19 protein-coding genes and 1 pseudogene are annotated in these 22,304 nt (G+C 72.7%); 9 read left to right on the top strand and 11 right to left on the bottom strand.

All coding sequences use genetic code 11. The features are described from left to right. Positions 1-27: 27 nt before the first annotated feature. The 3 genes from AB0J02_RS16535 to AB0J02_RS16525 form a co-directional block, all read right to left on the bottom strand. The gene (locus AB0J02_RS16535) at positions 28-156 is read right to left on the bottom strand and encodes a hypothetical protein (RefSeq protein ID WP_363194360.1); all 129 of its coding nucleotides are present in this window, start codon (positions 154-156) and stop codon (positions 28-30) included. Between the two features lie 109 nt (positions 157-265). After that, positions 266-685: a hypothetical protein gene (locus tag AB0J02_RS16530; RefSeq protein WP_363194359.1), complete on the bottom strand. Its 420-nt coding sequence runs from the start codon at positions 683-685 to the stop codon at positions 266-268. 562 nt (positions 686-1,247) lie between these two features. Next, on the bottom strand, positions 1,248-1,910 hold the full coding sequence (locus AB0J02_RS16525) for a TetR/AcrR family transcriptional regulator (RefSeq protein ID WP_363194358.1): 663 nt from the start codon (positions 1,908-1,910) through the stop codon (positions 1,248-1,250). 97 nt (positions 1,911-2,007) lie between these two features. Here AB0J02_RS16525 and AB0J02_RS16520 point away from each other — a divergent pair, with 97 nt between their 5' ends. After that, positions 2,008-2,850, top strand: a complete 843-nt coding sequence (locus AB0J02_RS16520; RefSeq protein ID WP_363194357.1) for an NmrA family NAD(P)-binding protein — start codon at positions 2,008-2,010, stop codon at positions 2,848-2,850. Positions 2,851-2,882: 32 nt separating this feature from the next. Beyond that, positions 2,883-3,611 carry an SDR family NAD(P)-dependent oxidoreductase gene (locus tag AB0J02_RS16515; RefSeq protein WP_363194356.1) on the top strand — a complete coding sequence of 243 codons (729 nt, stop codon included), beginning with the start codon at positions 2,883-2,885 and terminating at the stop codon, positions 3,609-3,611. A 322-nt stretch (positions 3,612-3,933) separates the two neighbouring features. Here AB0J02_RS16515 and AB0J02_RS16510 read toward each other — a convergent pair whose 3' ends face one another. Continuing rightward, complete coding sequence (locus AB0J02_RS16510) at positions 3,934-4,695, bottom strand: GntR family transcriptional regulator (RefSeq protein ID WP_363194355.1); 762 nt, start codon at positions 4,693-4,695, stop codon at positions 3,934-3,936. A 285-nt stretch (positions 4,696-4,980) separates the two neighbouring features. Further along, positions 4,981-5,862, bottom strand: a complete 882-nt coding sequence (gene sigJ, locus AB0J02_RS16505) for an RNA polymerase sigma factor SigJ (protein ID WP_363194354.1) — start codon at positions 5,860-5,862, stop codon at positions 4,981-4,983. Between the two features lie 151 nt (positions 5,863-6,013). Between sigJ and AB0J02_RS16500 the strand changes: the two genes are divergently transcribed. Next, complete coding sequence (locus tag AB0J02_RS16500; RefSeq protein ID WP_363194353.1) at positions 6,014-6,844, top strand: alpha/beta fold hydrolase; 831 nt, start codon at positions 6,014-6,016, stop codon at positions 6,842-6,844. 36 nt (positions 6,845-6,880) lie between these two features. Here AB0J02_RS16500 and AB0J02_RS16495 read toward each other — a convergent pair. Beyond that, positions 6,881-7,717 (bottom strand): annotated as a pseudogene (locus AB0J02_RS16495) (EamA family transporter); the annotation flags it as partial. Positions 7,718-7,831: 114 nt separating this feature from the next. Here AB0J02_RS16495 and AB0J02_RS16490 point away from each other — a divergent pair. The 3 genes from AB0J02_RS16490 to AB0J02_RS16480 all read left to right on the top strand — a co-directional run bounded on the left by AB0J02_RS16490 (position 7,832) and on the right by AB0J02_RS16480 (position 12,428). Continuing rightward, on the top strand, positions 7,832-9,256 hold the full coding sequence (locus AB0J02_RS16490; protein ID WP_363194352.1) for a PLP-dependent aminotransferase family protein: 1,425 nt from the start codon (positions 7,832-7,834) through the stop codon (positions 9,254-9,256). A gap of 174 nt (positions 9,257-9,430) precedes the next feature. Next, a complete protein-coding gene (locus tag AB0J02_RS16485) occupies positions 9,431-11,014 on the top strand; it encodes an alkaline phosphatase D family protein (protein WP_363194351.1) in 1,584 nt (527 codons plus the stop codon). Between the two features lie 187 nt (positions 11,015-11,201). Further along, on the top strand, positions 11,202-12,428 hold the full coding sequence (locus tag AB0J02_RS16480) for a GNAT family N-acetyltransferase (RefSeq protein ID WP_363194559.1): 1,227 nt from the start codon (positions 11,202-11,204) through the stop codon (positions 12,426-12,428). On the opposite strand, the gene AB0J02_RS16475 is transcribed toward AB0J02_RS16480, so the two are convergent. Continuing rightward, complete coding sequence (locus AB0J02_RS16475) at positions 12,361-13,581, bottom strand: PLP-dependent transferase (RefSeq protein WP_363194350.1); 1,221 nt, start codon at positions 13,579-13,581, stop codon at positions 12,361-12,363. The two genes, AB0J02_RS16480 and AB0J02_RS16475, sit on opposite strands and share 68 nt — an antisense overlap. A gap of 60 nt (positions 13,582-13,641) precedes the next feature. Here AB0J02_RS16475 and AB0J02_RS16470 point away from each other — a divergent pair, with 60 nt between their 5' ends. Both AB0J02_RS16470 and AB0J02_RS16465 read left to right on the top strand, forming a co-directional pair. Then, the gene (locus tag AB0J02_RS16470; RefSeq protein WP_363194349.1) at positions 13,642-14,130 is read left to right on the top strand and encodes an Lrp/AsnC family transcriptional regulator; all 489 of its coding nucleotides are present in this window, start codon (positions 13,642-13,644) and stop codon (positions 14,128-14,130) included. 19 nt (positions 14,131-14,149) lie between these two features. Then, the gene (locus AB0J02_RS16465) at positions 14,150-15,841 is read left to right on the top strand and encodes a DUF885 domain-containing protein (protein WP_363194348.1); all 1,692 of its coding nucleotides are present in this window, start codon (positions 14,150-14,152) and stop codon (positions 15,839-15,841) included. A 201-nt stretch (positions 15,842-16,042) separates the two neighbouring features. Here the strand turns inward: AB0J02_RS16465 and AB0J02_RS16460 are convergent, their stop codons facing one another. Further along, positions 16,043-16,519 carry a rhodanese-like domain-containing protein gene (locus tag AB0J02_RS16460; RefSeq protein WP_363194347.1) on the bottom strand — a complete coding sequence of 159 codons (477 nt, stop codon included), beginning with the start codon at positions 16,517-16,519 and terminating at the stop codon, positions 16,043-16,045. Positions 16,520-16,676: 157 nt separating this feature from the next. On the opposite strand from AB0J02_RS16460, the gene AB0J02_RS16455 reads away from it, so the two are divergent. Then, complete coding sequence (locus tag AB0J02_RS16455) at positions 16,677-17,144, top strand: Lrp/AsnC family transcriptional regulator (protein ID WP_363194346.1); 468 nt, start codon at positions 16,677-16,679, stop codon at positions 17,142-17,144. Between the two features lie 48 nt (positions 17,145-17,192). Here the strand turns inward: AB0J02_RS16455 and AB0J02_RS16450 are convergent, their stop codons facing one another. From AB0J02_RS16450 to AB0J02_RS16440, 3 genes are all read right to left on the bottom strand, one after another. After that, entirely contained in the window at positions 17,193-20,318 is a 3,126-nt protein-coding gene (locus tag AB0J02_RS16450) for an SMC family ATPase (RefSeq protein WP_363194345.1), read from the bottom strand. Further along, entirely contained in the window at positions 20,315-21,478 is a 1,164-nt protein-coding gene (locus tag AB0J02_RS16445; protein WP_363194344.1) for an exonuclease SbcCD subunit D, read from the bottom strand. The genes AB0J02_RS16450 and AB0J02_RS16445 overlap by 4 nt, the downstream gene beginning before the upstream one ends. Positions 21,479-21,592: 114 nt before the next feature. Further along, complete coding sequence (locus AB0J02_RS16440; protein ID WP_363194343.1) at positions 21,593-22,213, bottom strand: YigZ family protein; 621 nt, start codon at positions 22,211-22,213, stop codon at positions 21,593-21,595. Positions 22,214-22,304: the final 91 nt, after the last annotated feature.

Below are 22,304 nucleotides of genomic sequence, written 5' to 3'. Positions count from 1 at the left end.
TGCAGCGCCGCGCTGATTCTGCGGGGGTCATGTGGCTTTGAGTGGGGTGCCGTCGTAGGTCCATCGGTAGGGCTTGGCGTCGTGCTTGTCGTAGGCCGTGACGACCTGGCCTCGGCGCAACACCCGCCGGGTGGGCGTGGAGAAGAAGATCTCCACTTGGTTTGGCCACGAGGCGTGTTTCGGGGTGTGGTGGACGTGGAACCGGCGGGTGCGCGGCCAGAACAGGCTCTGGTCTTGCGCGACGTGTACGAGGATCCGTTGTCCATCACCAGACGGATGTCCAGACCTGCGGGAATGCTGGAGTCGAGCAGCCGCAGGAACCTCTGATGAAGGTGCCGGAGTCATTGCGGGCGTTGGTCTGGGTGAGGACCTGGCCGGTGTGCACCTCAAGTGCAGCGATGATCGATACGGTGCCGTGGCGGACGTACTCGAACTCTCGGCGGGCCGGCTGCCCGGGACGGGCGGGGGCGTCGGGGTGCTTCCGGGACCGCGCGGTGATCCCGGTCTTCTCGTCCACCGAGAGCACCACAGCATTCGGTCGGCAGGTGCGGTACACGGCGCAGACGTCGGCGGCCCTGTCGAAGAACTGCGGGTCGGCCGGACGGGTCAGCCAGCCGCGCACCAGGTGGGGCTTGAGATCGGCGCCTGTAAGGATCCGTCCGATCTGCGAGGCGGAGATCCCCAACTCCGAGAGGTGTTCGGCGAGCAGGCGGTGAGACCAGACGGTATCCGCACCTGACGGGACCGCGGTTGCCGCCGCGACCGCCTTTAGCCGGTCCTCCGGGGTGAACCGGGCTCGGCCGAGCGGTCGGGGCCGCCCGTTCGCGCCAGCGGCGCACTGTGTCCACATGTAGGCCCAGGCGTCTGGCGATTGCGGCGTTCAGGCAGGCGTTCACGTCCTCCAGTCCCGCCCGGGCCCGTTGGACCCGACCGGAAGCGGCGGTGCGGGAGCTCGCCACCTGCTCCAGTTCCTCCCGCTGCGCGGACGCCGACTCGATCACGAACGGACTCGATGCCGCCATCGGCCCCCACCAACACCGTGACTCAGCAGATTGATGTTCTGTTGGCTCCCTGGAATGCGGGTCCTTGCTCACGGCCGGTGCTGTGAGTGGTGTTCTGCTGCGCGGTTGCCGTCGTTGGGTCGCTACGGTGCTGCGGATGCTCACCGCGGTCGTGCAACGGACCGGGCTGCTCGGCCCAGGCGTGGGAACAGCTTTCTCGCACGCAACGGTGGGGCGGCGTTCGGATCAGTGCAGGGTGGTGGGCTCGGTGTGTGCTGGGTTCTCGCCTCGCGGTGCGGCTGGTCCGCCGGAGGCGAGGGCGATGAGGGTGTCGAGCGCGGTTTCCAGGGCGCGGGGGTCGCGGTGGACCTGCGCGAGGAGCAGGCCCCCCTGGAGCACGGCGAGGAGGGTGACAGCGAGGTCGTCCGGGTCGATCTCGCTCGCGAGGTGCCCGGCGGTGTGAAGGGTTCGCAGGCCGTCGCCGATCGCGGCTGACCACTGGTCGAATCCGGCGGCGATCAGGGCGCGGGCCTCGGGGTCGGCCTCGGCGAGTTGGCCGCCGAGCGATCCGAGGGGGCAGCCTCCCTTCGCTTCGGTGCCCTTCGCCTGGATGATCACCATGTCCCGCCAGCCTGCGAGTCCTTCGAGGCTGCCGAGGTCGGCCTGCCGCTGATTGCCCAGGATGGTGTCGGCCTGGTGGTCGATGACCGCCTGGACGAGTTCGTCCTTGTCGGCGAAGTAGTGGTAGAGCTGCGATCCGCTGACCCCCGCCGCCGCCCGCACATCGTCGAGCGTGGTGCTCACCACGCCTCGCTCGTGGATCAGCCGGGCGGCGGCCTCCACGATCCGGGCCCGCGTGCGCGCCCCCTTGGCGGTCAGCTTCGGCCGGTCCCGCGCATCAGTGCTCATGAGGGCGATCCTAACACTTTCTGGGTTTGACAACCCAGCCTGAATGCCGAAGAGTGGGTTTTGTAACCCAGTTCAGGTCTGTGGAAAGAGGCCCCTCATGATCCTTGTCACCACGGCCGGGAAGGTCGGCTCCGAAGCGGTGCGCCTGCTCACGCAGCAGCAGGTGCCGGTCCGGGTGCTGGTCCGGGACCCGGCGAAGGTGAAGGCGCTGGCGGATGCGGGCGCGCATGTCGTCGTCGGCGACCTGCAGGTGCCGGCGAGCATCGATGCGGCGATGGCGGGAGTGACCGCGGTGGTGCTGGTCAGCCCCGCCGTGCCCGCACAGGAACTGAACGTCGTCGCCGGCGCCGCGCGGGCCGGGGTCGGGCACATCATCAAGGCCACCAGCAAGGCCTCGCCCGACTCGCCGATCGCCCGGCGGCGCGGGCAGAGCGAGATCGAGGCCGGGCTGGCCGCCAGCGGGATTCCCCACACCCTGCTGCGCTCGAACGCCTACATGCAGAACGTCCTCGCATTGGCACCCGCTATTGCCAAGACCAGCGGCTTCGGGTCCGCGGCCGGCAAGGGGCGCACCGGCATGGTCGACGCCCGGGACGTGGCGGCGGTGGCCGCCAAGATCGCCGCCGCGCCCGCCGCGCACGCCGGCAAGACCTACTGGCTCTCCGGCCCGCAGCCGATCTCCAACGACGAGGTAGCCGCCGTGCTCTCCAGGCTGCTGGGCCGGACCATCACCTACCGGGAACTGAGCTTCGAGGAGAACAAGGACGCGATGATCCGCGCCGGGGCCCCCGAGCAGATCGCCCACATGAACGCCCAGGCGTTCCGTCTGACCGCCGAGGGCGACGCCGACTGGGTCACCCAGGACGTGCCGACCCTGCTGGGCCGCCCGGCTCGCTCGTTCGAGCAGTTCGCCGCCGACCACGCCGCCTCGTTCGCGTAGACGGCGCAGTGAGAGAAGAAGGAAACAGGACCATGACGCTTCAGGGAAAGACCGCGCTCGTGACGGGCGGCACCTCGGGCATCGGCCGCGCCGTGGCAATGAAGCTGGCACGCCGCGGCGCGCACGTGATCGTGACCGGTCGCGACGAGCGACGCGGTGACGAGGTCATCGCCGAGATCGACGCACAGGGAGGCAAGGCCCGGTTCATCGCCGCCGATCTCGCCAACTTCGACGACGTGCGGCGCCTGGCCGAGGCCGCGGCGGATGTCGACGTGCTCGTGAACAACGCCGGCGTCTTCCCGGGCGGCCCGACCGAGCAGACCACGCAGGAGGACTTCGACCTCGTCTTCGACGTCAACGTCAAGGCACCGTTCTACCTGACCGCGGCAATCGCGCCGCGGATGGCCGCCCGGGGCGGCGGCGCGATCATCAGCATCTCGACCATGGCGGCGACCATCGGCATGAGCGGCCTGGCCGCCTACGGAGCCTCCAAAGCGGCGATCGAGGCCCTGACCAAGTCCTGGACTGCCGAGTACGGCCCGCAGGGCGTACGGGTCAACGTCGTGGCCCCGGGGCCGACTCGCACCCCGGCGAGCGCCGCGATGGGCGAGATGTTCGACGCCCTGACCGCAACCGTGCCGGCCCGGCGAGGGGCGGATCCCGACGAGATCGCCGCGGCCGTCTGCTTCCTCGCCTCCGACGAGGCCAGCTTCGTCTACGGGGCTGTGCTGCACACTGATGGAGGCCGCGTCGCGGTCTGACCGCCGCTTGCGCGCGACCGTGGTGACGGGTAGAGCCCGATGGCGGTGTCGAGTCCGTTCGCGATCTCGCTGACGCGATCCATGAGTTCGTCACGGCCTACGCCGAGCACGACGCCAAGCCGTACCGATGGACCTACGACGGTACTCAAAGCCACACGACCCCCGCAGGATCAACGGGGCGCTGCACTAGGACACTAGGACCTTCTGACAGACCTCCGCGGCGTCGCGTGGTCCGTTTGCGGGTGACCGCTGTGTGTGGCTGAGCGCGCCGATGACCGCGCCCCCTGAACGCTGGGGCGCGGCGGCGTTGCCCGCGCGGGGGTCAGGACGCCTTGGTTTCCGGGGCGTGGTGGATTTCTACGTTCGGCGTATCGCCGAAGGTGAGACGGCAGGTGTCCGCTCGGTATGTCGCCAGGGAGACGGCCGCCGTGACGCCGGCGCTGAAGTAGCGGGTCGTGACGACGAGGACCGGGGCGCCGGGAAGGCGGTCCAGTTCCTTCGCGTCGTCGGCGCGGGCCGAGCCCAGCTCGACCGCGCGGTCCTGGCCGTCCAGGCCGAAGCGCTGCAGTTCACGCAGGACGGCACGCGCGCGTGCGGCGCCGGAGGGAGCGTCTATGGCGGTCAGGTCGGGCACGGAGGCCGACGGGACGTAGAGCAGCTCGGCCGCGACCGACTGGCCGTGCGAGACGCGCGTACGGCGCAGCACGTGCACGGTCTCGCCCGGGGCGGTGCCCAGCATGTCGGCGACCGCGGCCGGCGGCACGTCCGGAGTGCAGTCGACGGCCTGCCACGCGTCCCCGCCCGCGCCCGGCCAGTCCTGGTCGGTGGAGGCGACGGCGACGCCCACCCGGGGCGGCGCGACCGTGGTGCCGACGCCGCGGCGGCGCTGCAGCCGTCCTTCGAGCTCGAGCTGTTCGAGGGCCTGGCGGAGCGTGGCCCGGGCGACGCCGAAGCGGGCCGCGAGATCACGCTCGTTCGGCAGGATCTCCCCGACGGCGAACTCGGAGTCGAGCGCCTCGCTGAGCACGGTCTTGAGATGCCAGTACTTCGGCTCCGGTGCCGCTTCCAACTGCGTGGTCCCCACCCTGTCCTCCGCAACAGCCGTGCCCCGGCGGCTTTTTAGCGCCCTTGTTTATTAAAGGTTCCTGCACTATCTCTGCGAGCGTAGGGCCGCCCCCGAGCTTGGTCAAGACCAATCCTCGATCGGTGACCCCCCGCACAGGGGTGTTGCCGCAGAGCGTTCATGGAGGGCCGCGCTCCGTTCACGCGGCGTTCGTAAGGCAGGCATGAGAGACGCAGAGACACGCCTGTGGGCCCGCCGACCGCGCTTGCGCGAAGGGCGGGCCCACAGGCCTGCGTGGCGCTCTGCCTACAGGAGCGACTGAAGCTTGTCCGGGTTGCGCACGATGTAGACGTACTGGACCTTGCCGCCGGAGATGCCGAGCTGGAAGGCGGAGTCGACCTTTCCCTCGGAGAGGACGAGCAGCCCCGGGCCGCCGTTGATCTCCACCACGCGGAACTCGAACCCCTCGGCGCCTCCTTGGCCCGCGGCGCCCGCGAGGAACCGGCCCACCTTGTCGGCGCTCTCGATGACGCGCAGGGGCGCCTTCGACTTGCCGCCGCTGTCGCCGACGAGGCGCACGTCGGGGGCGAGCAGCGACATGAGTCCGTCGAGGTCGCCCTCGGTGGCGGCGGCGAGGAACCGCTCGGTGAGGTCGCGCTGTTGCGCCGGGTCGACGTCGAAGCGGGGGCGCCGCTCCTCGACGTGCTTGCGGGCCCGGGCGGCGAGCTGGCGCACCGCGGCCTCGCCGCGCTCCAGGGTGGCCGCGATCTCCGCGAACGGCAGCCCGAACGCCTCGCGCAGGACGAACACGGCGCGTTCCAGCGGTGAGAGCGACTCCAGGACGACGAGGACGGCGAGCGACACGGAGTCGGCGAGCACGGCCTGTTCGGCGGTGTCGGGGACCGTGGGGCCGAAGTCGGTGACGAGCGGCTCGGGAAGCCATGGGCCTACGTAGGACTCACGTCTGCTCTGGGCCTGGCGCAGCCGGTCGATGGCGAGGCGGGTGGTGATGCGCACCAAGTAGGCACGCGGTTCGCGCACCTCGGCCCGGTCGGCCTGGGACCAGCGCAGCCACGCGTCCTGGACCGCGTCCTCGGCGTCGGCGACGCGCCCCAGCATGCGGTAGGCCACGCCCATCAGGACGGGGCGGTGCTCTTCGAAGACGTCGATCGCGGTGTCGGTGGCCACGTCTCCATCCCAACCGACGGAGGACCCGCTGTCCAGGCGGCGCCGCCTCTTTGCCGCCCCCCTCTTGAACTGGACGCTACCCATGGGTAATTGTTGCTGACAAGGAGTCTAAGAAACCGTCGAGGCGTGGCGGGGACAGGGAGCGAGCGACATGGCGGCACAGGCGTCCTTCAGTATCGACAGCCCCGGCGGAGCGCGCACGGCGACCGTCACGTACGAGCGGGCGGGCGCCGGTGAACCCCTGCTCCTGCTGCACGGGATAGGCCACCACTGGCAGGCCTGGCAGCCGGTGCTGCAGATCCTGGCGGCCGAACGCGACGTGATCGCCGTGGACCTTCCGGGATTCGGGACGTCGCCCGCGCTGCCGGAGGGTTTCGCCTACGGCCTGTCGAGCGTGGTGCCCGTGCTGGGCGCGTTCTGCCGCGAGCTCGGGATCGACCGGCCCCACGTGGCGGGCAACTCGCTGGGCGGGCTGCTCGCCTTGGAGATGGGCCGCGAGAAGCTCGCACGGTCCGTGACGGCGCTCTCCCCGGCCGGGTTCTGGACCGAGGCCGAGCGTCGCTACGCCTTCGGGACGCTGCTCGCGATGCGGCAGGGCGCGCGGGCGATGCCGCTGCCACTGGTCGAGCGGCTGTCCCGGTCGGCCGTCGGGCGGGCAGCGCTCACCGGCACCATCTACGCGCGGCCCGGGCGCCGTTCACCCAAGGCGGTCGTCGCCGAGACGCTGGCGCTGCGCGACGCGACCGGGTTCCGCGAGACGCTGGAGGCGGGCCGCGGCGTGCTCTTCCGCGACGACATCCCGGAGATCCCCGTCACCGTCGCCTGGGGCTCGCGCGACCGGCTCCTCGTGCGTCGTCAGGGCGTCCGCGCCAAGCAGGTCCTCCCGGGTGCGCGGCTGGTCAGGCTGCCCGGCTGCGGCCATGTGCCGATGAACGACGACCCGGCCCTCGTGGCCCGCGTCATCCTGGACACCAGCCGGTGACCGACGGCTGAACGCGCCCGACCCCAGGGCGACCCCGGCGCCCACGAGCGCGCTGCCGACGCCCTGGGCGAGGCCGTACGACCCCGAGCCGACCAGGGGCGCGGTGCCGGCCGCCGCGACGGGGATGAGTCCGGAGAACAGCGTGGCGCGCTCCGCGCCGATCCGCTGCATGCCCATGTACCAGCACACGAAGCCGATGACGGTGACGATGGCGGCCTGCCACACCAGGGCCGCGGTCTCCGGTCCGTCGGGCACGCGCAGCCAGGAGGCGCCGTCGACGAGGAGACCCACAACCGCCGCTTCGAGCGCGGCGATCGCGCAGACGGCACACGACAGGAGCCGCGGGCCGAGGGGCCGCAGCACCGGTACGGCCAGCACGGCGAAGCCGACCTCCCCCGCGAGGGCGCATACGGAGAAGGCGATGCCCGTGGTGTCCGTACGCCCCCATCCCTGCACGGTGAAGGCTCCGGCGGCGACGAGCAACGCACCGTAGAGCACGATCCGTTGCGGCCGACGCCCGGACAGCAGGGGCACCAGGACGGCGACGACGACGGGCGCGCATCCTACGAAGACGCCGGGTACCGCCGGTTCAGCGGTCCGTTCCGCGGCGAGGATCGCGAGGTTGAAGCCGACCATCCCGACGGCCGCGAGCAGGGCGAGCCGACCCCAGAGGCGCGGCCCCAGGTCGCGGAGCGGGGCCGCGCCACCGCGGCCTGCCAGGGGCAGGAGCAGCAGGCAGGCGAGTCCGTACCGCAGGAACTGGCCGCCCGCGTACGGGTAGTGGCCCAGGACGCTGTTGGCGGTGAAGGAACCGCCCACCAGGACGCAGGCGAGGGCGGCGAGCAGGGAGCCCCGTAGGGACGCGGCGTTCATGGCGTCGACGCTAGGAGGGGCAGTGGTCCCGTTCGAGGTCCACCAAGGGGGCTGTGTCGGGGACCAATTGCCTGGTCGGACGCCACTCAGGAACCCGCATTAAGGTCCCTTCGTATGACGTCGCTGCCGTATCCGCCGTCCGCCGCTTGGGAGTTGTTGCTGCCGGCCGCTGCCGCGCCCGCACGCGCGCGTGGTCGTTCCTTGCAGTCGGCCTTGCGTGCGGCGGTGCGTTCGGGGCGGCTCGCGCCCGGGACGCGGCTGCCGTCGAGCCGGGACCTGGCGGGCGATCTCGGGGTGTCGCGCGGTCTGATCACCGAGGCGTACGAGCAGTTGACCGCCGAGGGCTATCTGCGCAGCGGGCGGGGTGCCGGGACGTGGGTGGGCGAGGCGGTGCGGGCCGCCGCTCCGGGGGCGCGGGATCTGGCGCCGCGCCCCTCGCCCGGGGTGCGGGCCGACTTCGTGGCGGGCAGCCCGGATCTGTCGCTGTTCCCGCGGGCCGCGTGGGCGGCGGCGCAGCGCGGTGTGCTCTCCGAACTGCCGCACCACATCTTGGGATACCCGGATCCGCGGGGCCTGCCCCGGCTGCGTACGGCACTCGCCGAACTGCTCGCCCGGCGCCGCGGCGTGGTGACGGACCCGGAGCGGATCATCGTCTGTTCCGGGGTGACGCAGGCGGTGACGCTCCTTGCCGCGGTGCTCCACGCGCGCGGGCAGAGCGCTATCGGTGTGGAGAGTCCCGGCAGCCCGCAGTACGAGGAGCTGTTCGCGACGGCGGGGCCGCGGGCGGTGCGGCTGCCCCTGGACGACGAGGGTCTCGCCATGGCGCCCCTGCGCGGCTCCGGGGTGCGCACGGTGATCACGACACCGTCGCACCACTTCCCGTCCGGCATCGCGTACTCGGCGCCGCGCAGGACTCAACTCCTGGCGTGGGCGCGGGAGATGAGCGGGCTCGTCGTGGAGGACGACTACGACGGGGACTTCCGTTACGACCGCGCACCGGTAGGCGCCTTGCAGGGCCTCGATCCGGAACACGTCGCCTATACGGGCTCGGTGAGCAAGGCGTTGGCGCCGGGCCTCCGGCTGGGCTGGCTGGTCGTGCCCGACGCGCTGGCCGACGAGATCGTGGCGCGCAAGCGGTACATGGATCTCGGCAACCCGGTGCTCGACCAGGCGGTGCTGGCCCGATTCATCGAGCGCGGCGACCACGACAGGCATCTGCGGCGCTGCCAACGCGCCTACAAGGAGCGGCGGGACGCTCTTGTCGCCGCCTTGGACGAGCAGCTTCCCGGCACCGAAGTGGCGGGCATCGCGGCGGGCCTGCACGCCATCGCCACCCTGCCCGCCCGCTGCGGCCCGCAGGACGCCCTTCTGGCGCGCCTCGCGGCGTCCGGGGTGGGCGTGCGTCCGCTGAGCCACTATGGAGGCGACGCGGCGGACGACCGGGTCTCCCTGGTGCTCGGGTACGCGCATCTGACGTCGGCCCGCATCACCGAAGGCGTACGTCTCCTGGCCCGCGCGGCTCAGAAGCCGGCCGGGTGAGGCGCTCGGCGGCAGCGACACCACGAGAGCGGCGCGCCCGGTTCCCCTGACGCGGGAGGCGGTTGTTCACTTGGGGTTCGTGTGCGCGCCGTGGTGAAACAGTAGGTGTGGCTCCGCGGCGCCACGCGCAGACCAGGCACCGCACCGTTGTCGGAACCGTCACTGGAGGCGCCCATGTCACACCGTCCGCCGAGTCCCCTGCCCGGCCGCCGTGGAGTGCTGCGGGGTTCCCTCGCCGCGTCGGCGGCGCTCGCGCTGCCCTCGATCGCCGGCGCGGCGGCTCCCGCGTTCGCCCTGTCGGGGCGCCCGAAGGCGGGCTGGGGCGTGCAGGCCGGTGACGTCGGCGCGCACTCGGGCCTGGTGTGGGTGCGCTCGGACCGTCCCGCGCGGATGATCGTCGAGACCTCGGCCACCGAGTCGTTCAAGCGGGCGACCCGCTGGCGCGGCCCGCTGGTCGGCCCGGACACCGACTTCACGGGCACGACCCGGCTGCGCGGCCTGCCGCCCGGCGAGCAGATCCACTACCGGGTGCTGCTCGCCGACCCGGACGATCCGCGCCGCACGAGCGCGCCGGTCCCGGGCACGTTCCGTACCGCGCCCGTGAGCCGCCGCGGCGGGGTGCGGTTCCTGTGGTCCGGGGACATCGCGGGCCAGGGCTGGGGCATCAACCCCGACCGCGGCGGCTACCGCGTCTACGAGGACATGCGCGCCCTGGACCCGGACTTCTTCCTGTGCAGCGGCGACAACATCTACGCGGACGGGCCGATCCTGCCCAGCGTGACGCTGCCCGACGGGCGGGTCTGGCGCAATGTGACGACCGAGGAGAAGTCGAAGGTCGCCGAGACGCTCGCGGAGTTCCGCGGCGCGTTCCGCTACAACCTGCTCGACGAGAACGCGCGCCGGTTCAACGCCCAGGTCCCCACCATCACGCAGTGGGACGACCACGAGGTGCACAACAACTGGTACCCGGGCCAGATCCTGGACGACGCCCGTTACACCGAGAAGAGCACGGACGTGCTGGCGGCCCGGTCGCTGCGCGCGTTCAGCGAGTACTTCCCGGTCTCGACGCTGCCGCCGGGCGACGCGGACGGGCGGGTGTACCGGGTGCTGAAGCAGGGCCCGCTGCTCGACGTGTTCGTCCTCGACATGCGCACGTACCGCAACGCGAACTCGCCGAACCGGCAGGCCGACGACACCACGGGCATTCTCGGCGCCGAGCAACTGGCGTGGCTCAAGCGGGAGTTGTCGCGCTCCCGGGCGGTGTGGAAGGTGATCGCCTCCGATATGCCGCTGGGCCTGGTGGTGGCGGACGGGGCGGTGAACTTCGAGGCGGTGGCGCAGGGCGACCCGGGTGCGCCGCTCGGCCGGGAGCTGCAGATCGCCGAGTTGCTGCGGCACATCAAACACCGCGGGATCACCGGCACGCTGTGGCTCACGACGGACGTGCACTACACCTCCGCGCAGCACTACGAACCGTCGCTCGCCGCGTTCCAGGATTTCGCGCCGTTCTGGGAGTTCGTGTCGGGGCCGCTGGCCGCGGGCGGGTTCCAGGCGGCGAAGCTCGACGGGACGTTCGGCCCGCGGCAGGTGTTCATCAAGGCCCCGACGCGGGCGAACACCTCGCCGGCGGAGACCCCGCCCTACTTCGGGGAGGTCGACATCGACGGCGACAGCGGGGAGCTGACCGTGCGGCTCCGGCAGGAGGGCGGCGACGTGCTCTTCTCCCGGACACTGCAGCCGGGGCGCGTGGGGCAGTGAGGGCGGAACCCGCCCAGGAACATGTCAAACAATGAACAAACGGTCATAGGCACTCTTTACCCATCGGTCACAAACCGTTCGTGATCACGCAACACCGTTCCTTCACAGTGGATGCATGAGTCGAGACATGTCTGATGTGACACGCGTGAGGAACGACCGTGCGGCCACCGGCAGGCGCGGGGCCCTGATGGAGCTGGCCACCCAATGGTGGTCACGCCGCCCGGGCCACGCGCCGCCGTCGCCGGATACCGGCGCCCGGCCGCCCGCACCCGTCGAGGACGGGGCGGCGACCGGGCGACAGACCGGGGATGCCGCCTCGGCCGACCCCGCGCAGAGCGTGCTCTGGCGGATGCGCACGACGGTGCGGGACGAGCCGGGTTCCCTCGCCGCGCTGTGCACGTCCCTGGCCCGCCTGCGGGTGGACATCCTGAGCCTGCAGACCCACCCGCTGGCCGAGGGCACCGTGGACGAGTTCCTGCTGCGCGCCCCGCAGGAACTGCCCGCCTCCGACCTGACCCGGTCCGCCACCGAGGCAGGCGGCTCCGGCACCTGGATCGAGCGGGCCGACGCCCACGACCTGGTGGACGCCCCCACCCGCATCCTGGGCCTGGCCACGCGCACAGCCCTGGACGCGGCCGAACTGCCTTTGGCACTACGCCAGTTGCTGGGCCGGTGCACCATCAGGTCGCTGCCCGCGACGGCCGCGGCGAGTGACGCGCCCCCCGTCGAGGGCGGCTTCGAGGAGACCGCGATGCGGCTGCGCACACCGGACGGCGGGGTCATCACCGTGGAGCGGCCGTATCTGCCGTTCACCCCGACCGAGTTCGCGCGGGCCCGCGCCCTCGTGGAACTCGACGCGCGCCTCGGCCCTCGGGTGCCGCGCGGCCAGGACGTCCTCACGCTGCCCGAGGGCAACGACATCACGGTGCGGCGCGCGCACGCCGCGGACCTGCCGGCGGCGAAGGCGATGCACGAGCGGTGCTCACCGCGGACGCTGAGCATGCGCTACCACGGCCCCGTCGGCGACGCCGACCGCTACCTCAACCACCTGCTCAGCCCCCGCTTCGGCCGCACCCTGGCCGCGCAGACCACCTCGGGGCGCGTCGTCGCGCTCGGACATCTGCTGTGGGACGGGGACGAGACCGAGATCGCTCTGCTCGTGGAGGACGACTGGCAGCGCCGGGGCATCGGCGCCGAACTGCTCGGCCGGCTGGTCGCGCTGGCGGTCGAGGCGGGCTGCGAGAGCGTGTACGCGGTCACCCAGGCGTCCAACACGGGCATGGTCGCGGCGATGCGCGGCCTCGACCTGCCGCTCGACTACCAGATCGAGGAGGGCACCCTGGTGATCACCGCGCGGCTCGACGCGACTCCGGTGGCGTCGCGGCCGCCGTACGAGCAGGCCGAGCGGCACTGAGCACGTCGCTCTCACGAGCCTCGGCGCCGAGGGCCCGGTCGAGGTCGGCCCACAGGTCCTCGATGTCCTCCAGGCCGACCGACAGGCGCAGCAGCCGGTCGCCGACGCCCGCCGCCCTGCGGTCGTCGGCGGCCACCACGCGGTGGCTGATCGAGGCCGGATGCTGGATGAGCGAGTCGACGCTGCCCAGGCTGACCGCGGGGGTGACGAGGTCGACGCCGGCGATCACGGCGTGCGGGTCCCCGGCGACCTCGAAGGCCACCATGGCGCCGCCGATCCGCGGATAGTGGACGCGGGTCACGCGCGGGTCGGCGGCGAGGCGCCGGACCAGTTCCGCGGCGGTCGCCGAGGCCGCGCGCACCCGCACCGGCAGGGTCGACAGGCCGCGCAGCAGCAGATATCCGGCGAGCGGATGCAGCACGCCGCCCGTCGCGAACCGCACCTTGCGCAGCTCGCGTGCGAACAGCTCGTCGCACGCCACCACGCCGCCCAGCACGTCCCCGTGGCCACCGAGGTACTTGGTCGCGCTGTGCAGGACGAGCCGCGCCCCGCTCTCGAGGGGCCGTTGCAGTACGGGGGTGGCGAAGGTGTTGTCGACGAGCAGCGGCACGGAGCCGCAGGCGTGGGCGACGGCACGCAGGTCGACCTCGGCGAGGGTCGGGTTGGCGGGCGACTCCACCAGCACCAGGCCGGTGTCGGGCCGGATCGCTTCCGCGATGCCCGCCGGGTCGACCCAGGTGACCTCGGAGCCGAGCGCGCCCGCCGTCAGCAGGTGGTCGCTGCAGCCGTAGAGCGGGCGGACCGCGACGACATGGCGCAGGCCCGCCGAGAGGCGTACGAGAAGAACCGCGGTCAGCGCCGCCATGCCGCTCGCGAACGCGACGGCGGTGTCCGTCCCTTCGAGGCGGGCCAGGGCCGTCTCGAAGCGGGCGACGGTCGGGTTGCCGAGGCGGCCGTAGACCGGCGGCCCGTCGTCGAGGACGCCATGGGCGGCGAACGTGTCGACGCGGGCGGCCTCGGCGCGGCTGTCCGGGGACGGGTACGTGGTGGACAGGTCGATGGGCGGGGCGTGCAGCCCGAGGGCGGTGAGGTCGTCGCGGCCCGCGTGCACGGCTTCGGTGGCGAGGGCCCTGGGGCGGGAGGTGTCGTCCATGCGTCCCAGGCTGAACAGGGGACGGGGCAAAGGGGTCAACTCCCGTGCTACGTTCGACGGATGGCCGATTCCGTCGTACTCGATCCGATCGATCTGGAGATACTGCGGCTGCTGCAGAACGATGCCCGTACCACGTACCGCGATCTGGCCGCGCAGGTCGGCGTCGCGCCCTCGACGTGCCTGGACCGGGTGGGCCGGCTGCGCCGCTCCGGAGTGATCCTCGGGCATGTGCTGCGGCTCGACCCGGCCAGGCTGGGCCGGGGGCTGCAGGCACTGCTCTCGGTGCAGGTGCGGCCGCATCGCAGGGAGCTGGTCGGCCCGTTCGTGGACCGGATCCGGGCACTGCCCGAGGCCCGCACGGTGTTCCACCTGACCGGCCCCGACGACTACTTGGTGCACGTGGCCGTGTGTGACATGGCGGACCTGCAGCGACTCGTCCTCGACGAGTTCACGTCCCGGCGCGAGGTGGCCCGGGTGGAGACCCGGCTGATCTTCCAGCAGTGGGAGTGCGGTCCGCTGCTGCCACCCGGTGGTGACGCGGCCGCCTGACTCATACGAGGATGTGGCCATGCCAGACACGTCACACACCCAGAGTCAGCTGCCCCGGCAGGTCGCCGACGCGTATGTCGACGCCTTCGTCGACCTCGACCCCGTCGAGGGCACATATCTCGGCGTCCGCGCATCCCACAGCAAGCTGCCCGACCTCTCGCCCGCGGGCATCGAGGCGGTCGCCGGGCTGGCCCGCGAGACGCTCGCGCGGCTCGACGAGGCGGAGCGCGCGCCGGGTGCCGACAGAGATGTCGAGCGGCGGTGCGCGCGGCTGCTGCGCGAGCGGCTGACGGCCCAACTCGCCGTGCACGAGGCCGAGGAGCCGCTGCGCGCCGTCAGCAACCTCGGTTCACCGGTCCACCACGTGCGTGAGGTCTTCGCCGTCACACCCACCGACACCGACGAGGACTGGGCGGCGGTCGCCGAACGGTTGCGGGCGGTGCCCGCGGCGTACGCCGGATACCGCGAGACGCTCGGCCTCGGCCTGGAGCGGAAGCTGCACGGCGCGCCGCGGCCGACCGCGACGTTCGTCGAACAGCTCACCGCGTGGGCGGGGCAGGAACGCGGCTGGTTCGAGGAGTTCACCGCTGACGGGCCCGAGGCGCTGCGCGCCGAGCTGACCGAGGCGGCGCGGGCGGCGGACGCGGCCACCGCCGAGCTGCGCGACTGGATGCGCGATGTGTACACGCCCGCGATCGAGGGCTCCCCCGACGTGGTGGGCCGCGAGCGCTACGCGCGCTGGTCGCGCTACTACAACGGTGCGGACCTCGACCTCGACGAGGCGTACGCGTACGGCTGGAGCGAGTTCCACCGGCTGCTCGCCGAGATGCGCACCGAGGCGGAGAAGATCCTGCCCGGCGCCGCGACGCCGTGGGTGGCCCTCGCCCACCTCGACGAGCACGGGCGGCACATCGAGGGTGTCGACGAGGTGCGGCAGTGGCTGCAGGGCGTCATGGACGAGGCCATCGACGCGCTCGACGGCACCCACTTCGACCTCGCCGAGCGGGTACGGCAGGTGGAGTCCTGTATCGCGCCGCCCGGTGGCGCGGCGGCTCCGTACTACACGCCTCCGTCGGTGGACTTCTCGCGGCCGGGGCGTACGTGGCTGCCCACGATGGGCGAGACCCGGTTCCCCGTCTACGACCTGCTCTCCACCTGGTACCACGAGGGCGTCCCCGGCCACCATCTGCAGCTGGCGCAGTGGGTGCACGTCGCGGAGGACCTCTCCCGATACCAGGCGACACTCGGCTGCGTCTCCGCCAACGCCGAGGGCTGGGCGCTGTACGCGGAGCGCCTGATGGACGAGCTGGGCTTCCTCACCGACGCCGAGACGCGGCTCGGCTACCTGGACGCGCAGATGATGCGGGCGGCGCGCGTCATCGTCGACATCGGCATGCACCTGGAGCTGGAGATCCCGGCGGACTCGCCGTTCCATCCGGGCGAACGGTGGACCCCCGCCCTGGCGCAGGAGTTCTTCGGGGCGCACAGCAGCCGGCCGGCGGAGTTCGTGGAGAGCGAGCTGACCCGGTACCTGTCGATCCCGGGCCAGGCCATCGGCTACAAACTGGGCGAGCGGGCGTGGCTGCTCGGCCGGGCCAACGCGCAGGCGGCGCACGGCGATTCCTTCGACGCGAAGACATGGCACATGGCGGCACTGTCCCAGGGGTCGCTCGGCCTGGACGACCTGGTGGACGAGCTGTCGTCGCTGTAGGGCCTGTCTTCACACTCCCCTCGTCGCCCGGAGGGCTTCGGTGCGTGCTCTCGGCGGGCCGGGCGCAGGGCCTCCTACGGGGCTACTCGGCTTTGCGCCCGGTGCGGCGACAGTGCGTGCCGGGCGTCGCCGGGCAGAGAGGAGTTCGAAGACAGGCCGAGCGGAAATCCGCCGGCGCCGGGCCTCTCGCCCTGGCCGGGTTCAGCAGCCGCAGTCGTCCGCGCCGACGGGCGCCGTCAGCGGGTCCGCGGCCCTGCGCGCGGGTCCCTCCCACGTCTCGTGGGCGAAGCCCTCGCGGACCCAGTACTCGAACCCGCCGAGCATCTCCTTGACCTGGAAGCCGAGTTCGGCGAGGGCGAGGGCCGCGCGGGTGGCGCCGTTGCATCCGGGGCCCCAGCAGTACGTGACGACGGGGACGGTCCTGTCCAGGATGTGCTCGGCCTGCTCGGCGATGAGCGCGGTCGGCAGGTGCACCGCGCCGGGGACGTGACCCTGGTCCCAGGACGCGGTGGAGCGCGAGTCGAGCACCACGAAGCCGGGGTCTGCGTCGGCGGTGAGCGCGGCGGCGACGTCGGACACGTCGGCGTGGAAGGCGAGGCTCGCGCCGAAGTGGGCGGCAGCGGCGGCCGGCGAGGCGGGAGCGACCCGCAGAACCGGGTTGAGGGCGGTCGTGGTCATGGCGGTGCCTCCGTCGATCGGTGCTGTGCTCGGAGTGAGGAGACGGTGCGGCGCCCGTTCCCCGGCCAAGAATCTACGGGCGGCGCTCGCCATGCTGAAGGGCCGATCCCCGGCATCCCTCTTGATCCGCCGGGGATTCCCCTGCTATCTCTCACCCATGACCGCTGATTCCACGCCCGGGCCCGTGTACGCGCCGGACGCCACCGACTGGCTCATTCTGCAGGCCCTGCAACGGGAGGGCCGCGCCAGTTACGCCGAGCTGGCGCGGACCGTGTCCATGTCTGCGAGCGCCGTCACGGAGCGGGTACGCAGGCTCGAGGAGGCCGGGGTCATCGCGGGGTACGCGGCGGTGGTGGTGCCCGAGCGGCTCGGGCTGCCGATACTGGCGTTCGTGCGGCTGCGCTACCCGAACGGGAACTACAAGCCGTTCCACGATCTGGTCGAGGCGACGCCGGAGATCCTGGAAGCGCATCACGTCACGGGCGACGACTGCTTCGTCATCAAGGTCGCGGCCCGCTCCATGAGCCACCTGGAGGAGATCTCCGGCAAGATCGGCACGCTGGGTTCGGTGACGACGAGCGTCGTGTACTCGTCGCCGCTGCCGCGCCGGGAGATCGGGCACTGAGATGAGTTCGGGCGGGGCCCTGCACCCTCTCGGTCCTGGGGCCTGTCTTCAAACTCCCCGCTGCCGCACCACCGACCCCGCCCGCCCCTTCACGACCTCCAGCTGCGCATGCACCCTGCGGCGCAGGTCTCCGACGTGGCTGACGATGCCGACGCTGCGGTCCCGTTCGCGCAGGGAGTCGAGGACGTCGAGGACCTCGTCGAGGGTCTGGTCGTCGAGGCTGCCGAAGCCCTCGTCGATGAAGAGGGTGTCCAGACGGACACCGCCGGCCTCGTCCGTGACGACGTCGGCGAGGCCGAGCGCGAGGGCGAGCGAGGCGAAGAACGTCTCGCCTCCGGAGAGCGTCGCCGTGTCGCGCTCGCGGCCCGTCCAGGCGTCGACGACATGCAGGCCGAGGCCCGAACGGCCGCGCCCCGCAAGGGAGTCGGAGTGGACCAGCGTGTACCGGCCGGACGACATCCGGCGCAGCCGTGCGGTCGCCGCGGCCGCCACTTGTTCGAGGCGGGCGGCGAGGACGTAGGACTCCAGGCGCATCTTGCGCTCGTTGTCGGCGGAGGTGCCGGCCGCGAGGGAGGCGAGCCGGGCGATCCGGTTGTAGGTCGCGCGCAGCGGGCCGAGGCGGCGCGCCTCGGTGGCGGCGCGCCGGGAGAGCCGGTCGAGTTCGTCGCAGCGGCGGGCTGCCGCGTCCCGCGCGGAGCCGGCCGCCCTGACCCGCGCGTCGGCGGCCTCGGCCGTGGCGTGGGCGGCGGCGACATCGGCCGCGGGCCTGCGCGAGGCCTCGGCGGTGTCCTCTTCCGCGAGGATCGCGCGCACGGCGGCCCGCTCCGACTGCCAGGCGTCCAGGCGGTGTTGCAGCTCCCGGTACCGGGCGTCGTCGAGGAGGCCGTCGGCCGCGGACCGCGGCGTGTCGAACCCGGCGCGGAACGCGGCGTCGGCGAGTCGCGCGTCCGCGGCCTTGAGGCGCGTCGCGGTGTCCTCGACGGCGCGGGCCGCCTCGGCGGCCTCGGTGAGCAGGTGCGCGTGCCGCTCCAGCTGGGCCGCGCGCTGCTCGACGCTCTCGGCGCTGCCGCGCGCCTGCGTCAACTCGCTCTCCAGTCCGGCCTGTTCACGATCCAGCGCTTCGCGAAGGGAGGCGCGGGCGGCGGTGCGGGTGGCGGCGTCCTGGCGGGCGGTGAGCCGTCGGCCGTGCTCGCTCTCGGCGCGGGCGAGGGTCTCCCGAGCCGCGTGCAGGCCGGTCGCCAGGGCGCGGGCGTCGGCGTGTCGCGCCTCCAACTCCCGTACGGTCTCGGCGAGTTGCGCAGCCTCCTGGCCCCCGGCGGCGGCTTTCGCGGCGGCCAGTTCTTCCCGTACGGCGGCCAGGGCGCGCTCGGTGTCGGCGCGGCGCACGTCGGCGGTGCGGTAGGCGGCGAGGGCGCTCTCCTCTGCGGCGCGGTCGACGTGGCTCGCGGACTTGGTGATGGGCGCGGGGTGTTCGGTCGCCCCGCAGACGGTGCAGGGTGCGCCGTCGATCAGGGCCTCGGCCAGTTCGGCGGCGACGTCGCGCAGCCGCTGTTCCTTCAGGGAGAGCCAGTTCTCGTGTGCGGCCGCCGCGTCCTCGCGGGCCCGCACCACCGCGTCCTGGGCGCTTTCGGCGTGCGTGGTGAGCCGGTCCCGCTCGACCGCGGCGCGCGCCTGCCTGCGCGCGGGGTCGAGTTGTCCGGCGAGGTGTTCGGCGCGGGTGGCCGCTTCTTGGGCGTCGTCCACGGCGGACTGGAGTGCGGCGCGGCGGGTGTCCCATGCGCCGAGCCAGGCTCCCGCCTCGTCGAGGAGGTCGGCGTCGGCGCGCTCCTCGCGGTCGAGTCCGGCGCGCTCGCGTGCGAGCCCGTCGAGCCGGCGCTCGGCGCGCCGCGCCGCGTCGAGCCCGCCGAGTTCCTGGGCGACACGCCGCGCCGCCTCGGCGAGAGCGGCGGGTCCGGCGTCGGCGAGCGGCTCCGGGGCGAGCGCGTCGCCGGGCTGATCCGGTCCCGGCGCGTCGCCAGGCTGCTCCTGGGCGAGCGTCTCGCCGGGCCGCTTCGTACCGGCCCCGGCGGGGCCCGGACCCGCGGGCGCGCCGGCCCGCAACTCGCCGCGCGCCCGCTCCTCCTCCCGCAGCGCCGCCCGGTGCTCCTCCTCCGTAGCGTCACGCAGGGAGAGGGCGGGCGCGACGGTCTCCGCCTTGCGGGCCCGCTCCATCCGCTCCTCGACGGCCCGGTGCTCCTCGGTGCGGTCCGCCAGCGCGGCGGCCCGCGCCTGTGCCTCCGCGAAGCGGCGCTGCAGGCGCTCCGTCTCGGTGGTGTCGGACAGCGTGCGCTGTGCCGCGACGCGGGCCGACTCGGCCGCGGCGAGGGCGAGATGGCTGTGCGTGAAGTGTTCGCGTGCGGTGGAGCGGGCGGTCGCGGCCCAGGTCAGGACGGCGTCCGCGAGACCGGGGTCGCCGGGGGCCGCGTCGACCGGCGCCAGCTCCACGATGCGGCCCGCGGCCTGCTGCATGCGGTGCGCATCGGCGAGCAACTCGGCGTCTCCGGCGGTCACTTGCTTCTCGGCGCCGCGCCGGTCGTCGGCGAGCCGCTGCTCGACCGCGGCGAACCGGTGCGTGTCGAAGAGGCGGCCGAGGAGCTTGCCGCGCGCCTCGGCGTCGGCGCGCAGGAAGCGTGCGAAGTCGCCCTGCGGCAACAGCACCACCTGGCAGAACTGGTCCTTGCTCATGCCGAGCAGCTGGGTGATCTCCTCGCCGATCTCCTGGTGGGAGCGGCTGAGGTCCTTCCACTCCCCCGCCACGGCGTCGTACTCGCGCAGCCAGCTCTGTGCCTTCTCCGTCGTGAAACCGGTGCCGCGCTTCTTGGGGCGGGCGAAGGGCGGCTGTCTGGTGAGCTCCAGGCGGCGGCCCGCGACGGTCAGGTCGAGGGCGACCTCGGTGCGCACGCCCGGCCCGGCGTGGTCGCTGCGCAGGTTCTGCCCCTGGCCGCCGCCGGTCTGCCGGTCGCCGGGCACGGATCCGTACAGGGCGAAGCAGACGGCGTCGAGGACGGACGTCTTGCCGGCGCCGGTCGGCCCGTGCAGCAGGAAGAGACCCGCGGAGGACAGCGCGTCGAAGTCGATCTCCTGCGTCCCGCCGAAGGGCCCGAACGCGGTGACGCGGAGGGTGTGCAGTCTCACCGGGCGACCTCGCGCACCACGTCGTCGGTACGGACCGTGTCGAACGCGGCCCGCAGCACCGCCCGCTCGTCCTCGTCGGGTCCGGCGCCCCGGACATGGGTCACGAAGTCCTCCGCGATCTCGTGGTCGTCACGCCCCTTGAGGCGCTCGGCGTACGTGGCGTCGGGCCGGGTGTCGGTGCGGCGCGGTTCGAAGAGCAGGCTGAGCGTGTGCGGGAAGCGGTCGACGAGCTTGGCCATCGGGTCGTCGGGCCGGACCTCGTCGGTGAGCGTGGCCTCCACCCAGGACTCCTCGTGGGCGGTGAGGTCCGGGTCGGCGAGGAGGTCGTCGAGGTCGCCGCGGACGCGCGCGAGCGGCCGGGGCACGGGGCAGTCGATCCGCTCGGCGGCGACGGCACCGTCCGCGTCGAGGTCGACGAGCCACATGCTCTTGCGGTGGTCGGCCTCGGAGAAGGAGTACGGCAGCGGCGAGCCGGAGTACCGGACACGCTCGGAGATGATCTGGCTGCCGTGCAGGTGCCCGAGCGCCACGTAGTCGACGCCGTCGAAGACACCGGACGGGACGGCGGAGACACCGCCCACCGTGATGTCGCGCTCGCTGTCGCTCGGCGCGCCCCCGGTCACGAAGGCGTGCGCGAGGACCACGGACCGGGTGCCGGCGGCGCGCGCGGCGAGATCGGCGCGGACCCGCTCCATGGCGGCGGCGAGCACCTGCTCGTGACCGGCCTTCGCGACCCCGAACTCGTCCTTCACCAGGGCGGGTTCGAGATACGGCAGTCCGTAGAAGGCGACGTCGCCATGGGCGTCCGGCAGGACGACGGGGTCGCCGCAGCGGCCCGCCTCCGTCCGCAGATGGATGCCGGCGCGGCCGATCAGGCCCGCGCCGACGCCGAGCCGGCGGGCCGAGTCGTGGTTCCCGGAGATCATCACTGTGGGCACACCGAGCTCTGCGAGCCGGTGCAGCGCGTCGTCGTACAGCTCGACCGCGGAGAGCGGCGGGACCGCCCGGTCGTACACGTCGCCCGACACGACCACCGCGTCCACGTCACGCTCGCGCACGGTGGTGACGAGGTGGCCGATGAACGCGGCCTGGGCATCGAGCATGCTCACGCGGTGGAACGCGCGGCCCAGATGCCAGTCGGACGTGTGCAGCAGTCTCATGACACATGAGGCTAACCGGTGGGTCGGACATCCCGGCCGGAACGCCCGAAGCAGCCACCACGCCCGCCCCGCGCCGCGCCGGAGCGGCCGCTCGACGTGAGCGCCCGGCCCGGTTCAGCCGTAGGCCTCGCCACCGAGTTCGAACCCGGCGGTCCCGGCGCTCACATCCGCCAGCCACCCCCGGAACCGCTCCACGTCACTCTCCGGAAGCCCGATCTCGATGACGACCGCCTCGCCGTAGCGGACATCCCGGACATCTCTCCCGGTGGCCCGCAGATCGTTCTCCATCTTCCCGGCCCGGGTGTGGTCGACGGTCACCGTGGCGAGCCGGAATCTGCGGCGCGTCACCGTGCCGAGGGTGTCGAGCGCTTCGCCCACCGCGCCTCCGTAGGCCCGGATCAGGCCGCCGGCGCCCAGCTTCACGCCTCCGAAGTACCGCGTGACGACCGCGACGACGTACCGCATCTCCCGTCGTGTGAGCATCTGGAGCATCGGCACCCCCGCCGTGCCGCCCGGCTCGCCGTCGTCACTCGCCTTCTGTACGGAGGCGTCGGCGCCGATGACGTACGCGTAGCAGTTGTGGCCGGCCGTCGGGTGTTCCTTACGGATGCGGGCGATGAAGGCCTGCGCCTCCTCCTCCGTCGCCGCGGGCGCCAGCGCGCACAGGAACCGGGACCGGTTGATCTCTGTCTCGTGCACGCCCTCACGGGGCACGGTGCGGTACTCGTCCTGCATCGGACCAGCGTATGCGCAGGCGTCGCCGGGCTCGCCCCCGCCCGAGGCGCGGGTGACGATGTGGTGGATACTCGCACGTCGTCCCAGAGAG

It is taken from the genome of Streptomyces sp. NPDC050264, assembly GCF_040655895.1.
Classification (GTDB): domain Bacteria; phylum Actinomycetota; class Actinomycetes; order Streptomycetales; family Streptomycetaceae; genus Streptomyces.
The sequence above is the reverse complement of the archived record's forward strand: the minus strand, read 5'-3'. Positions and strand labels throughout refer to the sequence as shown.

Coding starts and splice junctions, on each gene's coding strand:
- AB0J02_RS16525 (WP_363194358.1), bottom strand. CDS start 1,910: ATGAGCACTGATGCGCGGGACCGGCCGAAGCTGACCGCCAAGGGGGCG.
- AB0J02_RS16520 (WP_363194357.1), top strand. CDS start 2,008: ATGATCCTTGTCACCACGGCCGGGAAGGTCGGCTCCGAAGCGGTGCGC.
- AB0J02_RS16515 (WP_363194356.1), top strand. CDS start 2,883: ATGACGCTTCAGGGAAAGACCGCGCTCGTGACGGGCGGCACCTCGGGC.
- AB0J02_RS16500 (WP_363194353.1), top strand. CDS start 6,014: ATGGCGGCACAGGCGTCCTTCAGTATCGACAGCCCCGGCGGAGCGCGC.
- AB0J02_RS16490 (WP_363194352.1), top strand. CDS start 7,832: ATGACGTCGCTGCCGTATCCGCCGTCCGCCGCTTGGGAGTTGTTGCTG.
- AB0J02_RS16485 (WP_363194351.1), top strand. CDS start 9,431: ATGTCACACCGTCCGCCGAGTCCCCTGCCCGGCCGCCGTGGAGTGCTG.
- AB0J02_RS16480 (WP_363194559.1), top strand. CDS start 11,202: ATGGAGCTGGCCACCCAATGGTGGTCACGCCGCCCGGGCCACGCGCCG.
- AB0J02_RS16475 (WP_363194350.1), bottom strand. CDS start 13,581: ATGGACGACACCTCCCGCCCCAGGGCCCTCGCCACCGAAGCCGTGCAC.
- AB0J02_RS16470 (WP_363194349.1), top strand. CDS start 13,642: ATGGCCGATTCCGTCGTACTCGATCCGATCGATCTGGAGATACTGCGG.
- AB0J02_RS16465 (WP_363194348.1), top strand. CDS start 14,150: ATGCCAGACACGTCACACACCCAGAGTCAGCTGCCCCGGCAGGTCGCC.
- AB0J02_RS16460 (WP_363194347.1), bottom strand. CDS start 16,519: ATGACCACGACCGCCCTCAACCCGGTTCTGCGGGTCGCTCCCGCCTCG.
- AB0J02_RS16455 (WP_363194346.1), top strand. CDS start 16,677: ATGACCGCTGATTCCACGCCCGGGCCCGTGTACGCGCCGGACGCCACC.
- AB0J02_RS16445 (WP_363194344.1), bottom strand. CDS start 21,478: ATGAGACTGCTGCACACGTCCGACTGGCATCTGGGCCGCGCGTTCCAC.
- AB0J02_RS16440 (WP_363194343.1), bottom strand. CDS start 22,213: ATGCAGGACGAGTACCGCACCGTGCCCCGTGAGGGCGTGCACGAGACA.